The 18890-nt window shown below is 63.8% G+C and carries 17 protein-coding genes; 8 read left to right on the forward strand and 9 right to left on the reverse strand.

Translation table 11 applies throughout. The annotated features are described in order from the left end of the window. Nucleotides 1-18 precede the first annotated feature (18 nt). The 4 genes from O3299_RS04535 (at nt 19) to O3299_RS04550 (ending at nt 3635) form a co-directional block, all read left to right on the forward strand. The gene (locus O3299_RS04535; protein ID WP_289913864.1) at nt 19-636 is read left to right on the forward strand and encodes an LON peptidase substrate-binding domain-containing protein; all 618 of its coding nucleotides are present in this window, start codon (nt 19-21) and stop codon (nt 634-636) included. Between the two features lie 142 nt (nt 637-778). Then, a complete protein-coding gene (locus O3299_RS04540) occupies nt 779-1522 on the forward strand; it encodes a DNA-binding protein (RefSeq protein ID WP_046684938.1) in 744 nt (247 codons plus the stop codon). Nucleotides 1523-1648: 126 nt separating this feature from the next. Then, nucleotides 1649-2635, forward strand: coding sequence for a chemotaxis protein CheB (locus O3299_RS04545; RefSeq protein WP_305061597.1), 987 nt, complete (start codon nt 1649-1651; stop codon nt 2633-2635). A gap of 52 nt (nt 2636-2687) precedes the next feature. Next, nucleotides 2688-3635 carry a cupin-like domain-containing protein gene (locus O3299_RS04550; protein ID WP_305061598.1) on the forward strand — a complete coding sequence of 316 codons (948 nt, stop codon included), beginning with the start codon at nt 2688-2690 and terminating at the stop codon, nt 3633-3635. Between the two features lie 2 nt (nt 3636-3637). Here O3299_RS04550 and O3299_RS04555 read toward each other — a convergent pair whose 3' ends face one another. Further along, entirely contained in the window at nt 3638-4543 is a 906-nt protein-coding gene (locus O3299_RS04555) for a DMT family transporter (protein WP_305061599.1), read from the reverse strand. Between the two features lie 51 nt (nt 4544-4594). On the opposite strand from O3299_RS04555, the gene O3299_RS04560 reads away from it, so the two are divergent. Next, on the forward strand, nt 4595-5152 hold the full coding sequence (locus O3299_RS04560; protein ID WP_305061600.1) for a helix-turn-helix domain-containing protein: 558 nt from the start codon (nt 4595-4597) through the stop codon (nt 5150-5152). 7 nt (nt 5153-5159) lie between these two features. Here the strand turns inward: O3299_RS04560 and O3299_RS04565 are convergent, their stop codons facing one another. The 4 genes from O3299_RS04565 to trpS all read right to left on the reverse strand — a co-directional run bounded on the left by O3299_RS04565 (nt 5160) and on the right by trpS (nt 9978). Beyond that, on the reverse strand, nt 5160-5891 hold the full coding sequence (locus O3299_RS04565; RefSeq protein WP_305061601.1) for a bifunctional 2-polyprenyl-6-hydroxyphenol methylase/3-demethylubiquinol 3-O-methyltransferase UbiG: 732 nt from the start codon (nt 5889-5891) through the stop codon (nt 5160-5162). Continuing rightward, on the reverse strand, nt 5888-7144 hold the full coding sequence (locus tag O3299_RS04570; RefSeq protein WP_305061602.1) for a voltage-gated chloride channel family protein: 1257 nt from the start codon (nt 7142-7144) through the stop codon (nt 5888-5890). Before O3299_RS04570 ends, O3299_RS04565 begins: the two co-directional genes overlap by 4 nt. Before the next feature lie 35 nt (nt 7145-7179). Next, complete coding sequence (locus O3299_RS04575; RefSeq protein ID WP_305061603.1) at nt 7180-8769, reverse strand: pyridoxal-dependent decarboxylase; 1590 nt, start codon at nt 8767-8769, stop codon at nt 7180-7182. Between the two features lie 129 nt (nt 8770-8898). Beyond that, complete coding sequence (gene trpS / locus O3299_RS04580; RefSeq protein WP_305051641.1) at nt 8899-9978, reverse strand: tryptophan--tRNA ligase; 1080 nt, start codon at nt 9976-9978, stop codon at nt 8899-8901. Nucleotides 9979-10295: 317 nt separating this feature from the next. Between trpS and O3299_RS04585 the strand changes: the two genes are divergently transcribed. After that, on the forward strand, nt 10296-12239 hold the full coding sequence (locus tag O3299_RS04585; protein WP_305061604.1) for a CocE/NonD family hydrolase: 1944 nt from the start codon (nt 10296-10298) through the stop codon (nt 12237-12239). Here the strand turns inward: O3299_RS04585 and O3299_RS04590 are convergent. From O3299_RS04590 to O3299_RS04605, 4 genes are all read right to left on the reverse strand, one after another. Beyond that, nucleotides 12236-13093, reverse strand: a complete 858-nt coding sequence (locus O3299_RS04590; RefSeq protein WP_305051643.1) for a DMT family transporter — start codon at nt 13091-13093, stop codon at nt 12236-12238. The genes O3299_RS04585 and O3299_RS04590 overlap by 4 nt on opposite strands. 7 nt (nt 13094-13100) lie before the next feature. Further along, on the reverse strand, nt 13101-13922 hold the full coding sequence (locus O3299_RS04595; protein ID WP_099664353.1) for an ABC transporter substrate-binding protein: 822 nt from the start codon (nt 13920-13922) through the stop codon (nt 13101-13103). Nucleotides 13923-14022: 100 nt separating this feature from the next. Continuing rightward, nucleotides 14023-15306: a TCR/Tet family MFS transporter gene (locus O3299_RS04600; protein WP_099664352.1), complete on the reverse strand. Its 1284-nt coding sequence runs from the start codon at nt 15304-15306 to the stop codon at nt 14023-14025. Between the two features lie 156 nt (nt 15307-15462). Next, nucleotides 15463-16113 carry an HD domain-containing protein gene (locus tag O3299_RS04605; protein WP_305061605.1) on the reverse strand — a complete coding sequence of 217 codons (651 nt, stop codon included), beginning with the start codon at nt 16111-16113 and terminating at the stop codon, nt 15463-15465. A 319-nt stretch (nt 16114-16432) separates the two neighbouring features. Here O3299_RS04605 and O3299_RS04610 point away from each other — a divergent pair, with 319 nt between their 5' ends. Together O3299_RS04610 and O3299_RS04615 are read left to right on the forward strand one after the other, a co-directional pair. Next, nucleotides 16433-16924: a chemotaxis protein CheW gene (locus O3299_RS04610; protein ID WP_035818113.1), complete on the forward strand. Its 492-nt coding sequence runs from the start codon at nt 16433-16435 to the stop codon at nt 16922-16924. Between the two features lie 309 nt (nt 16925-17233). Further along, nucleotides 17234-18874 carry a methyl-accepting chemotaxis protein gene (locus O3299_RS04615; RefSeq protein ID WP_305061606.1) on the forward strand — a complete coding sequence of 547 codons (1641 nt, stop codon included), beginning with the start codon at nt 17234-17236 and terminating at the stop codon, nt 18872-18874. The last annotated feature ends 16 nt before the right edge of the window (nt 18875-18890 follow it).

An 18890-nucleotide genomic window follows, 5' to 3' on the forward strand; every position in this document is an offset into this window, starting at 1 on the left:
TCGTGCCATCATGCGCCTATGACCTCGATACCTTTGTTCCCGCTCAATACGGTGCTGTATCCCGATGGCTATCTGCCCCTGCAGATCTTCGAGGTACGCTACCTGGACATGATACGTCAGTGCATCATGGGCGAGCAGCCGTTCGGCGTGGTGCAGCTGCTGGACGGCGCGGAAGTGCGCAAGCCGGGCCAGCAGGAAACCCTGGCGCCCGTGGGCACCTTGGCGCGCATCGTCGACTGGGCCGCGCCCCTGTCGGGCTTGCTGCAAATCAAATGCATGGGCATGCAGCGCTTTCACATCGTGTCCAGCGAGCAGCTGAAGCACGGCTTGTGGGTGGCGCGGATCGAAACTCTGGCACCCGACAAGACCATTCCCATCCCGCAAGAGCAGCAAAACGTGGCCGACGCGCTCGGCGCCCTGATCCGCACCTTGCAGGAGCAAAAGATCCCGCCTGAGCAAATGCCCCTGCAGCCGCCATACCGGCTCGACGAATGCGGCTGGGTGGCGAACCGCTGGTGCGAGCTGCTGTCGCTGAACGCCATGCAGAAGCAGCTTCTGCTTAGCCAGGACAATCCCGTGCTGCGCCTGGAACTGGTGCAGGATATGTTGACGGAGAATGGCTTGCTGGAAGAATAAATCAGCCGAAGCCGCATGTTTGCACACGCTTCCGTTGTGCAATTGCAATTTCTATTGAGAAATACTTTACGCTTTGCCGCCGCTGGCATAAGATAATGCCCCTGGGCAAGATTGCCCTGAGCAATATTCAAGAGTAAACGACATGGCAAAAGTAAGCGCGGAACAGATCAATGCGGCAATGGAAGCGATGGCGGGCGAAGGCCAGGCCATCACGGTGCGCGCCTTGCGCGAACGGCTGGGCAACGGCGCCTGCCTGGGCACCATCAGCAAGCTCTTGCAGCGCCGCAAGGCGGGTGCGCAGCGCCAGATCGCTGCCGCCGCCGAACTGTCGCCCGTGCTGCAGCAAGCCATCCTCGATTATGTAGGACAGGAATTAAGCGCCAGCCACAGCGCGCATGAAGCCGAGATGAACGACAATCAACAGGAATTGATGGACCTGGCCAGCGAGAACGAGCGCCAGCAAGAGTTGCTCGACTTGCAGGCCGGCGAGCTGGAAACCTTGCGCGAGGAGCTGGAACGGGAGCGGCAAGTGGCGAACCAGGCCCGCACGGACCTGGCCAAGGCGCAGCTGCGCCTGGAAGGCTTGCCGCGCCTGGAAGAAGCGGCCGAGCAGGCGCGCATGGACCTGGCCAAGGCGCAATTCAAGCTCGAAGGCATCCCGCGCCTAGAAGAGGCTGCCGAAGCGGCACGCGCCGAACTGATCCAGGCCCAGCTGAAGCTGGAAAGCCTGACGCGCGTGGAAACGGAACTGGCGGCCGCGCGCCTGGAACTGGAAGCGGAACGCGAAGAGCTGGGCGAAACGCGCGCCGAGCTCGATGAAGAGCGCACCTTGCGCATCAAGGCCCAGCAATTCATCGTCGATCCGATTTTCAAGACGCCCGTCTGAGGACGCCTGGCCCCGATGCGTCCCAGGGTGACATGGCGTCATGCGGCCCTGTGTTAGGCGGCGCACGGAATCGCGATGCAAGGCGCAGCAGAATAACCGCTGGACCTGCGCGCGAAAGGGGCCGGCATGGAAACGCTGATCGTCATGGGCGCCTCGGTGGGCGGCGTGGAAGCGCTGTCCGCCATCTTTGCTGCCTTGCCTGCCAATATGCCGGCGCCCGTGCTGGTGGTCGCGCATGTGGGGCGGCGCAGCAGCGTGCTGCCCGAGATTCTCGCTAAAACCTCCGCCTTGCCCGTGCGCTTTGCCGAAGAGCGCGAACCCGTGCGCGCGGGGCGCATCCTGCTGGCGCCGCCGGACCGGCATATGCTCGTTGCCAACCTGGCTGGCCAGGCGACGGTCGGGCTGAGCCGGGGCCCCAAGGAAAACCATACGCGTCCCGCCATCGACCCGCTGTTCCGCAGTGCCGCCGCCGCTTTCGGGCCGAAGGTGGTGGGCGTGATCCTCAGCGGCTATCTCGACGATGGCACGGCAGGCTTGCAAGCCATCAAGGCTTGCGGCGGCAAGGCGCTGGTGCAGGAGCCGCAGGACGCGGTGGCGCCGTCGATGCCGCAAAGCGCGATCGAGCATGCGGCGGTGGACTGGCGCTTGCCGGCCGCCGAGATCGGTTCGGCGCTGCTGGCGCTGGCCAGCGGCACGCCGGCCCGCGTCGCGCAACCCTTGCCGCCCGCGCCCCCATGGATCGCCGTGGAAAACCGTTTTGCCCGGGGAGTGGGAAATATGGACCAACTGGAAAAAATTGCCACGCCATCGACTTTCACCTGTCCCGAATGCCAGGGCACGCTGTGGGAGCTGCACGGCCAGCAGCCGCAGCGTTTTCGCTGCCATACGGGCCACAGTTTCACGGCGCAAATGCTGGGCGAGTTGCAGCATGACAAGGCGGAAGACGCCATCTGGGCGGCCGTCAGGGCACTGCAGGAAAAAGAACGGCTGTACCTGAACCTGGCCGCCAAGGCCCAGGCCTGGCTGCATCCGGGCACGGCCAGCGAATATGCCGCCAAGGCGCGCCAGGCGGGCGAGCAGGCCGATGTGCTGAAACAGACCTTGCTGGCTTAAAATAGCGCACTGTCGCGCCATGCCGCGCGACGCCTGATCGCAAAGAAGATTTATGTCTGCAGAAAAAAAAGAGCCGCTCCCGCTTGCGGCAGCCCCCATCTCGACGCGCGCACTGCCGCCCAGGCCGCCGGCAGAATTCAGTTCTGCCGCAACAGCCCTTGCGCACAAGCAAGCGCGCGAAGCCAAGGATGCCCAGGTGCGCGGCGTCACCTCGATCGACGCCATGCGCGAGGCCATCAAGCAGGCGGCGCGCGACTTGCCCAGCATCACCGAGGTGCCGCGCCTGGCCATGCTGGACGCCGCCGCCTTCCGCGCGCGGGCCGCGCTGGGCCTGCCTTTCCTGATGCGCGGGCTGGTGCAGCGCTGGCCCCTGTCGGCCCTGGGGCCCGACGTCTTGCGCGAACAGTTCAGCCACGTGCCCGTGCGGGCGCGCGTGGGCGATTACATCAACACGGCTTTTGCGGCCGACCGCGCCATGCAGGATATGTCGATGGGGCAATACCTGGACCTGGTGGCAGAGGGCAGGCACGCGCTGCCGCCTTACCTGGGCAACCTGGAATTGCGCGAACTGAACCGTTTGTGCCACTGGCCCACGTATTTCGACAAGATGGGTCCGCCGCGCTTCTGGGTGGGGCCGGCCGGCACGGTCACGCCCCTGCATTGCGATTACGACGACAATATCTTCGCGCAAGTGTGGGGCCGCAAGCGCATCATGTTATCGCCGCCGCACCACGATGTCTTCCTGTATCCGAGCGAGGCGAACGCCATTCTGTTCGGCTCGCCCTTCGACCCGGAAGCGCCCGATTTCGAGCGTTTTCCCCTCGCGCGCCAGGCTGCCATGATCGAATGCCTCGTCGAGCCGGGCGACATGCTGTACGTACCCGCCGGCTGGTACCACCAGGTGCGGGCGCTGACGTTTTCCCTGTCCTCGAACCGCTGGGCCAGGGCCGTGCCGCTGGCCTTGCATGGCGATGCGGCGCTGCGGCGGGGCGGGGACTGAACTTATGGCTGCACGGCCTTGGCCGCGCTGCGGCCCCGCTTCGGCCGCCATTCGCTGAGGATGCCCGCACAAATGATCAGAATCGCGCCCACGATGGCCAGGGCCGGCAGGCGCTCGCCGGCGATGCGTCCGATCACGCCGGCCCAGACCGGTTCGCCCGCATAGATCAAGGTGGCCTTGGTGGCGGAAATGCGCTTTTGCGCCCAGTTCATCACGTACTGGATCAGCGCGCTGGCGCAGCCCAGTGCCAGCACGCTGAAGATGAAGGTCTTGCTGAGGACGGGCGGCGCTTCGCCCATGACGGGCATCAACAGCAGGGCGATCAGGGACGCCGTCGCCAGTTGCACGATGGTCACGCGCAGGATGTTCAATTGCGGCGAGACGCGGCTGATGAGGATGATTTCCAGGGCGATCGCGATGGCGCCCACGGCCGTGATCAGCTCACCCGTGCCAAAACCCATGCTCAAGCCATCCGTGCCCGTCAATAACAGCAAGCCGATGAACGCCAGCACGACGGCCGCCCACACGGCAGGGTGGGGCCGCTGCTTGAAGGCCAGCCATTGCACCAGCGGCACGATGGGCACATAAAAAGCCGTGATGAAAGCGGACTTGCTGCTCGTGATATACATCAAGCCATAGGTTTGCAGCGCATAGCCGCCAAAGATGCTCACGCCGATGGCCATGCCCGTCAGCAACTCCGCCTTCGTCAGCTGGCGCAGCTGGCCCCGGCAAATCAGGGCGCCGATGCTGGCGGCCACGGCAAAGCGGGCGGCGACAAAGGCCAGCGGCCCGCTGACCGTCATGGCATGTTGCACCACGAGAAAAGTGCCACCCCAGATGAAGGTGATGGCGATCAGGGCCAGTTCGGGCATGCCGAGGGCGGGCGGGGGACTTGCGTGTGTTTTCATGGGGAGCTATGCTATGAGCAAAATATTTCCCATCATGATAGGAGCAATATATTGCGCAGTCAAGTCGAGGCCGGTGGCGTGCTGGAACACCTGGCCAAAAATCTGCGGCGCTTGCGCCTGGCCGCCGGCCTCAGCCAGGACGAGCTGGCGCGCCAGTCGGGCCTGAGCCGGCGCATGGTCAACGGCGTCGAGGCGGGCGGCACCAACATCAGCCTGGCCAACCTGGACCACGTGGCCGCCGCCTTGAACGTGGCCTTCGTCGACCTGGTCCAGCCGCCGCGGCAGCCGCACGACAGCTTGCGCGTGCTGATGTGGCAAAGCGCATCGCAAGCGAGCCAGGCCGTGTTGCTGGGGGCGGCGCCCGCCAGCCGCCAGGTGGAGCTATGGTCGTGGATACTGGCGCCGGGCGAGCGCTACGATGCCGAGCCTGATCCGGCCGGCTTCAGCGAAATGTTGTATGTGCTGGAAGGCGAGCTGCAGCTGGAGCTGGCGGCCGGGACGAGAACGCTGGTCACGGGCGATTTCTTCGTGTTCAGCAGCGCGCAAGCGTATAGCTATGTCAACGCTGGCACATCCACCTTGCGGTTTACGCGCAACGTGGCCAGCTGAGGGGAGACTACGCCAGGCCGCAGCCGATGAGGAGCAGCATGGGCCGCTCGCGCTCTTCCGCCAGGGCCGGCTGCAGGGCGACCTGCTCATCGCTGGGACCCCATTCTTCCACGTGTTCCAGTTGGAAACCCGCTTGCAGCAGCGCATTGATGGTCGTGCCCAGCGTGCGGTGCTGTTTGATCACGCCCGGCGCCAGCCAGTCGGAGACGCGCGGGCCTTGCTGCTGGTAACTGTCGACGGGCCAGCGCTTGCGGCCTTGCGCATCCGTCAGCCAGCCGGGCTGGCGCGGCGCCATGAAGATCGGATGCTCGATGGAAAACACCAGCTTGCCGCCTGCTTGTAAACCCTGGCGGATGGCGGCCAGCAGGGTGGCGTAGCCTTCGACGTAGTGGAAGGCCAGCGAACTGTAGACGAGGTCGTAGCTGGCCGGCGGCAAGGCCAGTTGCTCCAGATCAAGCCGGGCATAGCTGACGGACGCATGGTCTCCCATGCCGGCTGCCTGCGCCAGCATCTTTTCCGACACGTCCACGCCCAGCACTGATGCCGCGCCCGCCTCGGCTGCCCAGCGGCAAAACCAGCCGTAGCCGCAACCCAGGTCCAGCACGCTTTTTCCTTGCATCTCCGGCAGCATGGCGCGCAGGGCTGGCCACTCGGGGGCGCTGTCGAGTCCGCCGACGGAGCGGGGCAGCTGGCTGTAGGCCGTGAAGAAGGCGTCGTTGTCGTAGATATTCTGTGTCATGTGTCCGCTGGATCCTTGTGGGGCGTGCGCTTGGCGTGGCCGCCCCGCTGCGCCCGGTAAATGCCCGCGTGGCCGGAAAACAGGTAGGCCACGACGCAGGCGATGGCCGCGTATACGCCGATCTCTGCGCCGAACAGTTCCATCGCCATCAGGGTCGAGGCGATGGGCGTGTTGGCCGCGCCCGCAAACACGGCGACGAAGCCGATGGCGGCCAGCAGGGTGACGGGCTGGTGCAGCAGCGGTCCCAGCGCATTGCCCAGGGTGGCGCCGATGAAGAACAATGGCGTCACTTCGCCGCCCTTGAAACCCGTGCCCAGCGAGACGATGGTAAACGCCATCTTGCCGAGGAAATCCCAGGCGGGCAGCGGTTCCTTGAGCGCATCGACGATGGTGGGAATGCCCAGGCCGATGTAGCGATCCGTACCCAGCAGCCACACGGCGAGCGCGACGACGAGGCCGCCTATCAGCGGGCGCAGCGGAGCGTAGGTAATCTTGCGTTTCATCAAGGCACTCAAGCCGTGCGTGGCTTGCGCAAACACTTTGCCTGTCACGCCGAACAGCACGCCCGCGATGACCATCGCGGACAAGGTCCAGGCGGAAATGGCGGGGGTCAAAGGTACGGCGTAATGCGTGTGAGCAATGTGCAAAAGCGGACCCCACAGCAGGACCACCTGGTCGGCGATGACGGCGGCGGCCAGGCAGGGCAGCATGGCTTCGTAGCGCAGGCGGCCGATGGCCAGCACTTCCAGGCCGAAGAGGGCGCCCGCCAGCGGCGTGCCGAAGACGGAGGCAAAGCCGGCACTGATGCCGGCCATCAGGATGATGCGGCGGTCTTCATTGTTCAAACGAAACATGCGGGTCAGCTGGTCGGCCAGCGCGCCGCCCATCTGCACGGCCGTGCCTTCGCGTCCGACGGAGGCGCCGAACAAATGCGAGACGACGGTGCCGCCCAGCACCAGCGGCGCCATGCGCAAGGGGATGATTTTTTTCGGGTCGTGGATTTCATCGATGAGCAGATTCGCGCCGCCTTCGACGCTGCTGCCATAGCGCAAATACAGCCAGCCGACGGCAAAGCCCGCCACGGGCAGCAGCCAGATCAGCCAGGCGTGCGCCAGGCGCGTGCGCGTGGCCCAGTCCAGGGCGAACAGGAAAGCGGCCGAGGCCGAGCCCGCCAGCACGGCCACGACGCTCGCCAGCAGCAACCATTTCAACAGATGCTTTAACAGATCGGTGAGGGCGCTGAGGCGGTGCATCGGGCATCCAGTCAAGGTTGATGGGTGGAACGCTCTTACAATCCCAGTTCCGCCGTCAGCGCCTGGCCGATGGCCCGCTGTTCGGCCAGGATGGCGCGCAAGTGGTGGGGGCGCGTCTTGACATTCGTCATGACCACGCGCAGCACATTGGTCGGGCCGGGGTAGCGCGTCGACTCGAGTACCGTGCGCGACACAAAGCTGTGGCCTTGCGCCTTTTGCCGGTTTTGCAGCTTGGCGTTCAAGGTGTTCAGTTGCTTGTTCAGTTCGGTCGCCGCGTCCACCTGGCCGCCGGCCAGCAAGCTGTCCATACGCTGGCGCAAATGCGCGGGCACGTAGCGGTAGGTCAGGATGAAGGTGTCGGAGCGCGTGACGAGTTCGAAATCCTGCTGGTCGGCCAACAAGTCCTGCAACTGGCCGGACAAGGTGGCCGCCTGCTGCAGCAAGGTCGTGTAGCCGGATACACCGAGCACCTTGAACGAGGTCCACAGTTTCAATGCATCGAAGCGGCGCGAGCCTTCCAGCGAAGTCTGGCCCAGGTCGCCCGAGTTGTCGCGCAAGATGTAGTTGGCGTTGTGCTTCAGCAGGTTCAGGCTGGCGCTATCCTTGAACAGCACCATGCTTTGCGCCATCGGCACCCACAGCAATTTATGCCCGTCGATGACGACGGAGTCGGCCAGCGCGATGCCGTCGTACAGCCCGCGGTACTGTTCCGCGATCAAGAGCGCTCCGCCCCAGGCCGCATCCACATGGAACCAGATGCTTTCCCGCGCGGCAATGGCTGCCATGGCGGCCAGCGGGTCGATGGCGCCCGTTTCCGTCGTGCCGGCGATGCCGATCATGGCGACGACCTTGATATTGCGCAATTTCAAGTCGGCAATCGTCGCTTCCAGCGCCTGGACGTCGATGCGGTTGTCGCGGTCGACGGCCACCAGGTGCAAGGCGTTTTCACCGAGGCCCAGGGTCGCCAGCGCCTTCTTGACGGAATAATGGCTGCGGGCCGAGCCGATCACGGCCAGCCCCGCATAGCCGGATTCTTGCATGGCGGCAAACAGGCCCCGCTTGCGCGTGCCGGGCAATTGCTGTTCCAGTGCGACGGCCAGGGCCGTCAAATTGCCCATGGTGCCGCCATTGACGACATTGCCCAGCGCGCCGCTGGTGGCGGCCATCGCCTGCGTGTAGACGCTATCGGCTTGCTGGTACACCTGGCGGTGCAGCCAGCCGAGGATCTGCTTTTCGATCAGGGTCGACACATACGCCGTCTCGATCTTGACCTGGTTCTGGTTCAGGGTGGCCGTAAACGCTTCGGCCAGCACGCTGATCCACGGCAAGGCCTGGGTCATGTGGCCGATGTATTGCGGGTGGTTCAGCTGGGCCGTATTGGCCAGCACGGTGGTGTCGAGTTCTTGCAGGAAATCCGCCACGGGCATGCCGTGCGCGGGCAGGCTGGTGTCGGACAGCTGCGTCAGCAGCTCCGCATACGGCGTGTGCGGATAGGCCGTGTCGCGCTCGGCGGCCAGCCAGCCGCCCAGCATGCCCAGCGCCTGCTGCAGGGGCGCGGGCGCTTGCTGCAATGCATCGATGGAAAAATGCTGCTGCAGCAGCTGTTCGACAGGGGTATCGGTCATGGCGCGTTGTTTTCTCTACGGATTGCTGGTGCCACGGTGACAAACGAATTGCGCCCAGGCGGAAGCGGGATTTTACCCGACTCCGCCTGAGCGCATCAGTTTGCTATATCAGTTTGCTATTGCTGCTGATCAGAAATAGTTCAAGCCCAGCGCCGACTTGACTTCATCGGCCGTGCGGGCCGCCACTTCGCGTGCCTTGAAGGTGCCTTCTTTCAGCATCTGGATGACTTGTCCCTTGTCCTTGGCGAACTCTTCGCGGCGGGCGCGGATCGGCGCCAGCATTTCCTGCAAGACCAGGTCCAGGCGCTTCTTGACGATGCTGTCGCCCAGGCCGCCGCGCACGTAATGGGCTTTCATTTCGGCCAGCGCCGCTTTTTCCGGGTCAAACGCATCCAGGTACGTAAACGCGATGTTGCCTTCCAGGTGGCCCGGATCTTCCACGCGCAGGTGCAGCGGGTCGGTGTAGACTTTTTTCACGGCGGCCGTGATTTCGGCCGGGGTGGCGCCCAGGTTGATGGTGTTGCCCAGCGATTTGCTCATCTTCGCCTTGCCGTCGATGCCGGGCAGGCGGCCGATGTCCGGCACCAGCGCCTTGCATTCCATCAATACTTCGCGGTTATACATGCGGTTGAAGCGGCGCACGATTTCATTCGTTTGCTCGATCATCGGAATCTGGTCTTCGCCCACGGGCACCACGCCCGCCTTGAAGGCCGTGATGTCGGCCGCCTGGCTGGCCGGGTAGGTCAAGAAGCCGGCCGGAATGTCGCGCTCGAAGCCGCGCAGGCGGATTTCTTCCTTGACGGTGGGGTTGCGCTCGAGGCGCGCCACGGTGACGATGTTCAGGTAGTAAAAGGTCAGTTCGGCCAGTTCCGGAATCTGCGACTGGATGAACACGGTGGTTTTCGTCGGGTCGATGCCGACGGCCAGGTAATCGAGCGCCACTTCGACGACATTGCGGTGCACCTTGTCGATGTCGTCCATATTGTCCGTCAGCGCCTGCGCGTCGGCCAGCATGATGAATTGCTTGTAGCTGTTCTGGTAGCGCACGCGGTCGCGCAGGCTGCCCACGTAGTGGCCCAGGTGCAAGGGGCCGGTGGGGCGGTCGCCCGTCAGGATCACGGATTGCGAAGCGATGGCGGCAGCGGACAGCGGCGCGGCGTCGTTCTGGTCCTGGGTGTCGGGGGTATCGGGCGTATTAGGCAAGCTCATCAAGTTTCCTTTTGAGCCGCCTGCATCGGGGATGATCCAGGCTGAGCCTGTTACGCCACCGATCGAGGCGGCGTGGATCAAATTCACATCACTATGCAGTGGCCGCGCGAAAGTGAGCGGGACCACCAATTCAAGCAGGCGTGTTGTGAAGGGATAAATTTCATGGCGTTATGGTTGCAGTTCGGGCGCGTTCTGTCAAGTTTGCGCCCGGATTTATCTGCTGCGCCGCGTCAGAGGCTTGCCTTATGTAAAACTTGCTTTCCGAGTACTATTGCCGTTCGGCCACTTTTGCGTGGCATGAATCATTGGAGAACAGTATGCCCATGTCGTCCCCCGTCCGGCTCACCGGCCTGGCTTTTGTTATCAGTTCCTTGTTTGCAGCACCCGCGATGGCGCAAACGCCGCCCATGACGCCCGATATCGGCGCCAAGCTGGTCATGCCCGATGTGAATGACTACGTCAAGCGCGTGGTGATGATCCCCATGCGCGACGGCGTCAAGCTGTACACGGTGATCGTCGTGCCGAAAGGCGCCCAGAAAGCGCCGATCATGCTCACGCGCACGCCGTACAATGCGGCCCGCCGCGCCCAGCGCGCCGCCAGCCCCAGCATGCTGGCCGCCTTGCCGCAGGGTGACGATACCCTGGTGGAAAACGGCTACATCCGCGTGTTCCAGGACGTGCGCGGCAAGCATGGCTCGGAAGGCGATTACGTCATGACCCGCCCCGTGCGCGGGCCGCTGAACCATACCAAGGTCGATAACGTGACCGATGCGTGGGACACCATCGACTGGCTCGTGAAAAACGTGCCGGAAACGAATGGCAAGGTGGGCATGCTGGGCTCCTCGTACGAGGGTCATACGGTGCTGATGGCCCTGGTCGACCCGCATCCGGCCCTGAAGGTGGCCATTCCCATGAGCGCCATGGTCGATGGCTGGCGCGGCGACGACTGGTTCCACAACGGCGCCTTCCGCATGCCGAGCCTGTCCTACCTGGCGTGGCAGACGAGCGCGCGCGGCAGTAGCGAGGCGCCGGCGTTGGGCGTGTATGACGAATACGATGCGTATCTGCGCATCGGCTCGGCCGGCGATTACGCGAAGAAGTTCGGCATCGACAAGCTGACCTACACGAAAAAGCTGTTCGAGCACCCGGCCTACGACAGTTACTGGCAGGAACAGGCGCTCGACAAAATCCTCGCCAAGCGCCCGCTGATCGTGCCCACCATGCACGTGGTGGGGCAGTGGGACCAGGAAGACATCTATGGCCCGTATGCCACCTACACGGCGATGGAGGGGCGCGACAAGCGCAACAACCTCAATTACCTGGCCATCGGCCCGTGGCGCCATAGCGGCGTCAACTATGACGGCTCCAGCCTGGGCGCCCTGAAGTTTGACGGCGATACGGCGCGCCAGTTCCGCGAAAAAGTCATGCAGCCGTTCCTCAATCAATACCTGAAGGATGGCGCGCCGGAAGCGAACACGGCGCCCGTGGTGTCGTACCAGACCGGCACCAACCAGTGGCAGCGCCTGCAGCAGTGGCCGCTGGCCTGCGAGACCTGCGACACCAAACTGACGCCGATCTACCTGCAGGACGGTTCCAGGCTGGGTTTTGCGGCGCCATCGGGCGCTGCGGATGCGGCTGAAGGCGCCTTCGATGAATACGTGGCCGATCCCGCCAAGCCCGTGCCTTTCGTGCCCCGTCCCGTGCGCCTCATGGACCCCGATGTGTGGAAACCATGGCTGGTCAGCGACCAGCGCGGCTATGCCGACCGCACGGACGTGCTCAGCTATGTGTCCGAACCGTTGAAGACGGCCGTGCGCATCGCCGGCGCGCCGATGGTGAACCTGTTTGCCGCCACCAGCGGCACGGATGCCGATTGGGTGGTGAAACTGATCGATGTGTATCCGGACGAAGTGCCGTCGCAGCCGGCCATGGGCGGCTACCAGCTGGGCGTGGCGATGGATATCTTCCGCGGCCGCTACCGCGACAGCTTCGAGCACCCGACGCCGATACCGGCAGGTAAAGTGGAGCGCTACCGCTTCGCCTTGCCGAACGCGAATCACGTCTTCCTGCCCGGCCACCGCATCGCCGTGCAAGTGCAGTCGAGCTGGTTCCCCCTGTACGACCGCAACCCGCAAAACTACGTGCCGAACATCTTCCTGGCCGACCCGGGCCATTATAGAAAGGCGACGCAGCGCGTGTACCACGCGACAGGGGCGGCCAGCGCGATCGAGTTGCCGATTGCGCCGCTCGACGCCCGCTAAGCGATTCGCATGAGGATGGCGCCCGCCGCGATCAGGCCGATGGCCAGGTAGCGGCGGGGGCTGATCTTTTCGCGCAGGAACAGGGCCGCGATGGCGATGGCGAACAGGATCGACGTTTCGCGCAGGGCCGCGATGGCGGCCACGGGCGCCTGCGTCATGGCCCACAGGGCCAGGCCATACGATGCGAGGGTGCCGAAGCCGCCAACGGCGGCCAGGCGCCATTGCGTTTGCGCATACGCAAGCAAGTCGGCGGGGCGGCGCAACGCCGTCCACAGCAGCAGTCCTGCGCCGTTCAAGACAAAAATCCACATGGTGTAGGCGGCCGGCGCGCCGGACAGGCGCACGCCGATGCCGTCGATCAAGGTATAGCTGGCGATGACGCAGGCGTTGCCGAGCGCAAAGGCGGTGGCGCGGCCCGTGTTTTTCGGCATCCTGCCGATGGCGCCCGTGCGCGCGGCAACGTACAGGCCGAGGATGCCCGCGCAGATGCAGGCGACGGCGCCCATTTGCATGGGAGACAGGCGTTCGCCGATCAGCGGCCAGCTGGCCAGCGCCACGAGCAATGGCGCGCTGCCGCGCATCAAGGGGTAGGCATGGCTCATGTCGCCCGCCCTGTAGGCAGCCGCCAGCAGCGAGTAATACGCCAGCTGTGCCACGGCCGAGGCGGCCAGGTAGGGCCAGCTGGCGGGCGCGGGAGTGTTGACGAAGGGTAACGCGGCCAGCGAAATCAGGGCCGCGCCCACGGAAACGAGCACCGTGCTGAGGAAGGTATCCTTGCCCGACTTGACGATGGCGTTCCAGCTGGCGTGCAGCAGGGCGGCAAACAGGACGACGGCGACGACCAGACCGGACATGCAGGCCTTAGCGGGGGCGTATGCTCAGCGACAACAGTTCCTGGCGGTGATGGCGCTGGAAGCCGTCCATCACGGCGCCGGAGCGGCCCGCCCTGTCGAGCAGTTCGCGCAGGGTCGCCTGGTCTTCCGCCGTCAGCGACTTGCGCGACAGGTAGACGCCGCTCATGCCCCACGGCAATTCCGGCAGCGCTTCCAGGCGCAGGCGGTCGGCCAGGCCATACACGCGCGCATCGTTTTGCGCCACGCCGGCGAGGATGGTGGGCGCCATGATGGTGGCATCGATGAAGCCGCTTTGCATCAGGCGCGCCACGGACAGGGCGTCGACTTCGTAGAACAGGCGGCCCTGGCTGCTCAGCTCCTTCGCCAGCGCCTGGTACGGTGCGCCATAGTCGTAGCCGCGCACGAGCGCCACGCGCAATTCGCGCCGCTCGATCAATTCCTGCATGGTGTTGATGGGCGGTCGCGCGCCCTGGAGCGAAATCAGCAGGGGCCGGCTGCCCAGCATGGGGATGAACAGGCCATGCTGGTCGCGCCGCAAGGTGCTGCTGGCCGGGATCAGCAAGTCGGCCTTGCCCGCCTCGAACATTGCTTCCAGGCGCGCGCGGGGCACGGCCGTGAAGATGAAATTGCAGCCGAGCTTGGCACCCATGCCGCGCAGCAAGTCGGGATAGATGCCGCTGATGGTGGCGCCATTCACCACGACGCTGGCGCCGATGGCCGAGACGGGCACCTGGATGTCGCGCGAGCATTGTGCGCCCGCCAGCGATGGCAGCGCCAGCGCCAGCATGGCCACGGTTCGGCGCCAGGCGCTGGAATAAAAGTCAGTCATACCCATCCTTGCTCACCATCGTATCGCCGGCGTCGGCAACGCCCGCTTGATTATCCCATTCTCGCCTATTTATTTCCCAAATACAATATTATCCCGCCGACTACTTTGTGGTGGAAACCATAAGTCTTGCCTGGCGTTGCGCCTTGAAGTAGCGCCAGGCTACCAGGATGCCCAGGGTTTGCATGATGGCGCACAGGTAGAAGGTGCTGCCGATGCGCCAGTCTTGCGGCGGCAAGTGGCTCACTTCGCCGAGAATCATACTGCCGAGCAAAGGCATGAAGATGATGCCCAGGCTGCTGATCGATTGCAAGGAGCCCATCAGCTCTCCCTGTTCGCTGGCGTTGGACGATTTCGAGATGATGCCTTGCAGCGCCGGTCCGGCGGCAAAGGCCAGCAGGTTGCACAGGATCAACGCATACATCATCCAGCCCTGCGTCGCCAGGCCGTACAGCAGATAGGTGAGGGCGCCCGAGGCCATGCCCAGCAGGGACAGGCGCACTTCGCCGAAACGCTTGATGAGGATGCCCAGCAAGCCCGCCTGCACGACAGCCGCACACAGGCCCACGCAGAACAGGGCGATGCCGTTCTGGCGCGGCGTCCAGTCGAAGCGGAAGTGCGTGTACAGCACCCAGGTGGTGTTGAGCATCATTTGCGCAAACGTCATCAGGCCGAAGGCCAGCACCAGGCCGCGGATCTCCACGCGGCGCACCAGCTTGAGCAGGGCGGCAAACGGGTTGATGCGCGCCAGGGTGAACGGTGCGCGCGGACCCGGCTGCAGCGATTCGGGCACGCAGAAATAGCCGTAGATGAAATTGGCCGCCGACAGGCCCGCCGCCACGTAAAACGGCAGGTGCAGGTTGATTTCGCCCAGCAGGCCGCCCAGCATGGGGCCGCAAATGAAGCCCAGGCCGAAGGCGGCGCCGATCTTGCCGAAGCTCTTGGCGCGGTTGTCGTGCGTGGAGACGTCGGACGCATAGGCGGACGCGACCGACATGCTGGCCGACGAGACGCCGCCGATGATGCGGCCGATGAACAGGCAGGCCAGGTTCGGCGCCCAGCCCGTGGCGAGAAAGTTGATGCCCATGCCGGCCATCGAATACAGCAGCACGGGACGGCGTCCCACGCGGTCGCTGATGGCGCCCAGCATGGGCATGAAGATGAATTGCAGCAAGCCGAAGACGGCCGCCATGATGCCGTACCAGAATGCCTGCTCATCCTTGCCGTTGACAAAGTCGCCGATCAGGATGGGCAGCACGGGCACCACCAGGCCGATGCCCAGCATGTCGATGAAGACGCAGACGAGGATGAAATTGAGGTTGCCGGCGCGCGCGGGCGCGGCGGGCGATGACGGTGAATGGCTGTCGGGGCTGGTTTTATCGGACATGCATGCTTTCGGCGCGCACCCCGCGCCGCTGTGCGGCGTGCGGAGTTCAGTTGTTGGCGTGGCGCCGGCGCGTGGCAGCTTCCTGCTGGCGCGCGGCGCGATAGCTGAGCCTTGCATTATAGACAGCGTGGGCCATGCTGGCTATCGCCACCCATGCTAGATGGCAATTCCCCATTCGTCGGCGAAGGCGGCGCGGAAATCCGTCAGCACGGCCAGCCGCTGTTCGGCCAGCGCGCGGCCCGCCGCCGTCTGCATCTTGCCGGGCAGCTTGTCGAGCTTGGTGACGATATGGTCGAGCGCGTAAGCCTTGTCGTCGAGCGGACGCTGCTGCGCCAGCGGGTCCGTGCCATGCGCCAACGCGCTATCCATGCGCGCCGCCGTATAGAACAACCGCGCCAGTCCCACGGCGCCCAACGCATCGATGCGGTCGGCATCCTGCACGATTTGCGCTTCGAGCGTGTGCGGCGGCAAGTCGGCGGAAAAACTGTGCGTCTCGATGGCGTGAGCCACGCCGGCCAATTTTTCTGATGGGAAATCCAGTTCCGCCAGCTGGCGGCAAGCCAGCGTTGCGGCCTGGCGCGAGGCCAGGTGGCGCTCGGGGTGGTTCTTGGGCAGGTTGACCAGGTCGTGCAGGTAGCAGGCGGCCATCACGGTGAGGGCGTCCGCGTCCGCATGTTCTTGCAGCAGGACACTGGCATTGCGCCAGACGCGGTGCAGGTGGTTGAGGTCGTGGGCGCCGTCATCGCCCAGGCCGGCCGTAGCCAGCGCCAGCAGGCGTGGTTGCCATTGGGAAAGCAAAGAATGCATGTTCACAGTCGTAAAAAGCAGGGGCCGCCAGTGTGGCATAAAACGGCGCAGTGCGTGGCGGGGGCCGGCGTGCCGTAATCGCCACATAAATTGCATTTTTGAAAATCAAAAATCAGACGGTCGCTCTTTTTTAGTGCATGTAAAATTTACATGGGGTAACATTGCCGCACGGAAATTAGAGGCATAAGCTAATTGCTAGAAAATATTTGCAAAAACACACAAGTGGCGGCCATCCCCTGTTGGGTGACTCTGCCACGTCCAAGGCTTGCTTGCAGCGTGCCTTGGCCTGCGCCCCAGGCGAGTTAACGAAAGGAATATCATGAACACCATTTCCAGCGACACTGGCGCAACCGTTGCCAAGGCTGCCGAATACCTGGCCTTTACCCTGGGCCAGGAAGAATATGGCATCGACATCCAGAAAGTCAGCGAAATCCGCAGCTATGAAACGCCGACCCGCATCGCCAACGCGCCCGAGTTCGTCAAAGGCGTGGTCAACCTGCGCGGCATCATCGTGCCCATCGTCGACATGCGCATCAAGTTCAACCTGGGCACGCCCAGCTATGACCAGTTCACCGTCGTCATCATCCTCAATATCGGCAACCGCGTCGTCGGCATGGTCGTCGACCGCGTTTCCGACGTCACCACCCTGATGCCGGAACAGATCAAGCCGGCGCCGGACATGGGCCGTTCGATCAACACGGAATACGTGATCGGCCTGGGCACCATCGACGAGCGCATGCTGATCCTGGTCGATATCGACCAGCTGATGTCCAGCGCCGATATGGGCTTGATCGAAAAATTGGCAGCCTAGGCCGCCAGGAAAAGTCCAGGACGGCGTTGCATTGCCTCGCCGTACATTCGTACTGTCTTCGGCAACGCGCCTTGCCCTGAACATTTCCTGACACCCTAGTGCGAGAGGGTTTTTTAGAAACAATTGACCCCAAGCATTGTTTGCTTTTTCTGCAAGGCGCACGCTAGCGCATTTCCTGGCGCACGGTTCAGCCGAACCGTGCGCCAGTTTCACTTGAGTTTCACTTTTTACGCCCGTTTCGCCATGGCAGCCAGCCCGCAGCAGCGCGAAACTGCCAGCCATGGCATCAGGGCTCTTTAGGATAGTCACATGAATTTATTACGCAACGTCAGCATCGGTGTCCGCCTGGGACTCGGTTTTGCCGTGATTTTGCTGTTTTCCATGCTCATTACGGGCATCAGCGTCTGGCGCTTGCACGACGTGGCCAGCGCCACGCGCGTCATGATGGAGCAGCCGCTGGCGAAGGAACGCTATATTTCCGACTGGTATGGCCGCATCGACAGCGCCGTGCGCCGCACCATCGCCATTGCCCGCAGCAGCGATACCTCGCTGAGCGGCTATTTCGCCGAAGAATCGAAAGTCTCGTCGTCCAGTTCGGCCGAGCTGCAAAAGAAAATCGAGGCGCTGATCGACAAGCCGGAGGAAAAAGCCATGTTCGCGGGCTTGCTGGAACAGCGCAAGGTGTACATCGGTTCGCGCGACCAGGTCTACAAGCTGAAGGGCGAAGCGCAGGTCGATGCCGCCAACGACGTGTTTGAAAAGACGTTCGTGCCGGCTGCTGCCAAATACCAGAAAATGGTGTCGGACTTGCTGGAACACCAGCGCGCCACGATCGACGCCACCGCGCGCGAGATCGACGCCGTTGCCAATACCAGCCGCAACCTGATGCTGGTGCTGGCCGCGCTGGCGCTGGCTTTCGGCGTCGTGTGCGCCTGGGTCTTGACGATGGGCATCGTGCGCCCCCTGCGCACGGCCGTGGAAATCGCCCGCAAGGTGGCCGATGGCGACTTGACGGCGCAGATCGACGCCAGCGCCAAAGATGAAACTGGGCAACTTTTGCTGGCCCTGAAGGACATGAACACGAGCTTGCTCAATATCGTGGGCGAAGTGCGCAGCGGCACGGACAGCATCGCGACGTCGTCGACGCAAATTGCCGCCGGCAACCAGGACCTGTCTTCCCGCACGGAAGAGCAGGCCGGTTCCCTGGAAGAAACAGCCTCGTCGATGGAAGAGCTGACCAGCACCGTGAAACAGAATGCGGACAATGCGCGCCAGGCGAACCAGTTGGCGGCCTCGGCTGCGCAAGTGGCCGTCAAGGGCGGCGCAGTCGTGGCGCAAGTGGTGGGCACGATGGAATCGATCAATGCTTCGTCGAACAAGATTGTCGACATTATTTCCGTCATCGACGGCATCGCCTTCCAGACGAATATCCTGGCGCTGAATGCGGCCGTGGAAGCGGCGCGCGCGGGCGAGCAAGGCCGCGGTTTTGCCGTCGTGGCGTCCGAAGTGCGCAACCTGGCGCAGCGTTCGGCATCGGCGGCGAAAGAGATCAAGACCCTGATCGGTGCTTCCGTGGAGCAAGTCAACGCGGGCAGCATGCTGGTGGCGCAAGCCGGTTCCACCATGAACGATATCGTCGACAGCGTGCAGCGCGTGAGCGACATCATCACGGAAATCACGGCGGCCAGCAGCGAGCAAAGCGTGGGCATCGACGAAATCAACCGCGCCATCGGCCAGATGGATGCTGTGACGCAACAAAACGCGGCCCTGGTGGAAGAGTCGGCGGCGGCCGCCGAATCGATGCAGCACCAGGCGCACAATCTGGCGCAAGTCGTCAGCGTCTTTAAACTCAATGGCCAGCAGGCCGGCGCCGGCGGCGTGAAGGGTGTGCAACACGCGCAGAAACGCCCGGCAGCGCCGCAAACCACTTTGCGCATCGGCACGCGCTGATGCCGCCGCGGCTGCC

Source organism: Janthinobacterium sp. SUN176 (assembly GCF_030587335.1).
Classification (GTDB): domain Bacteria; phylum Pseudomonadota; class Gammaproteobacteria; order Burkholderiales; family Burkholderiaceae_D; genus Janthinobacterium; species Janthinobacterium kumbetense.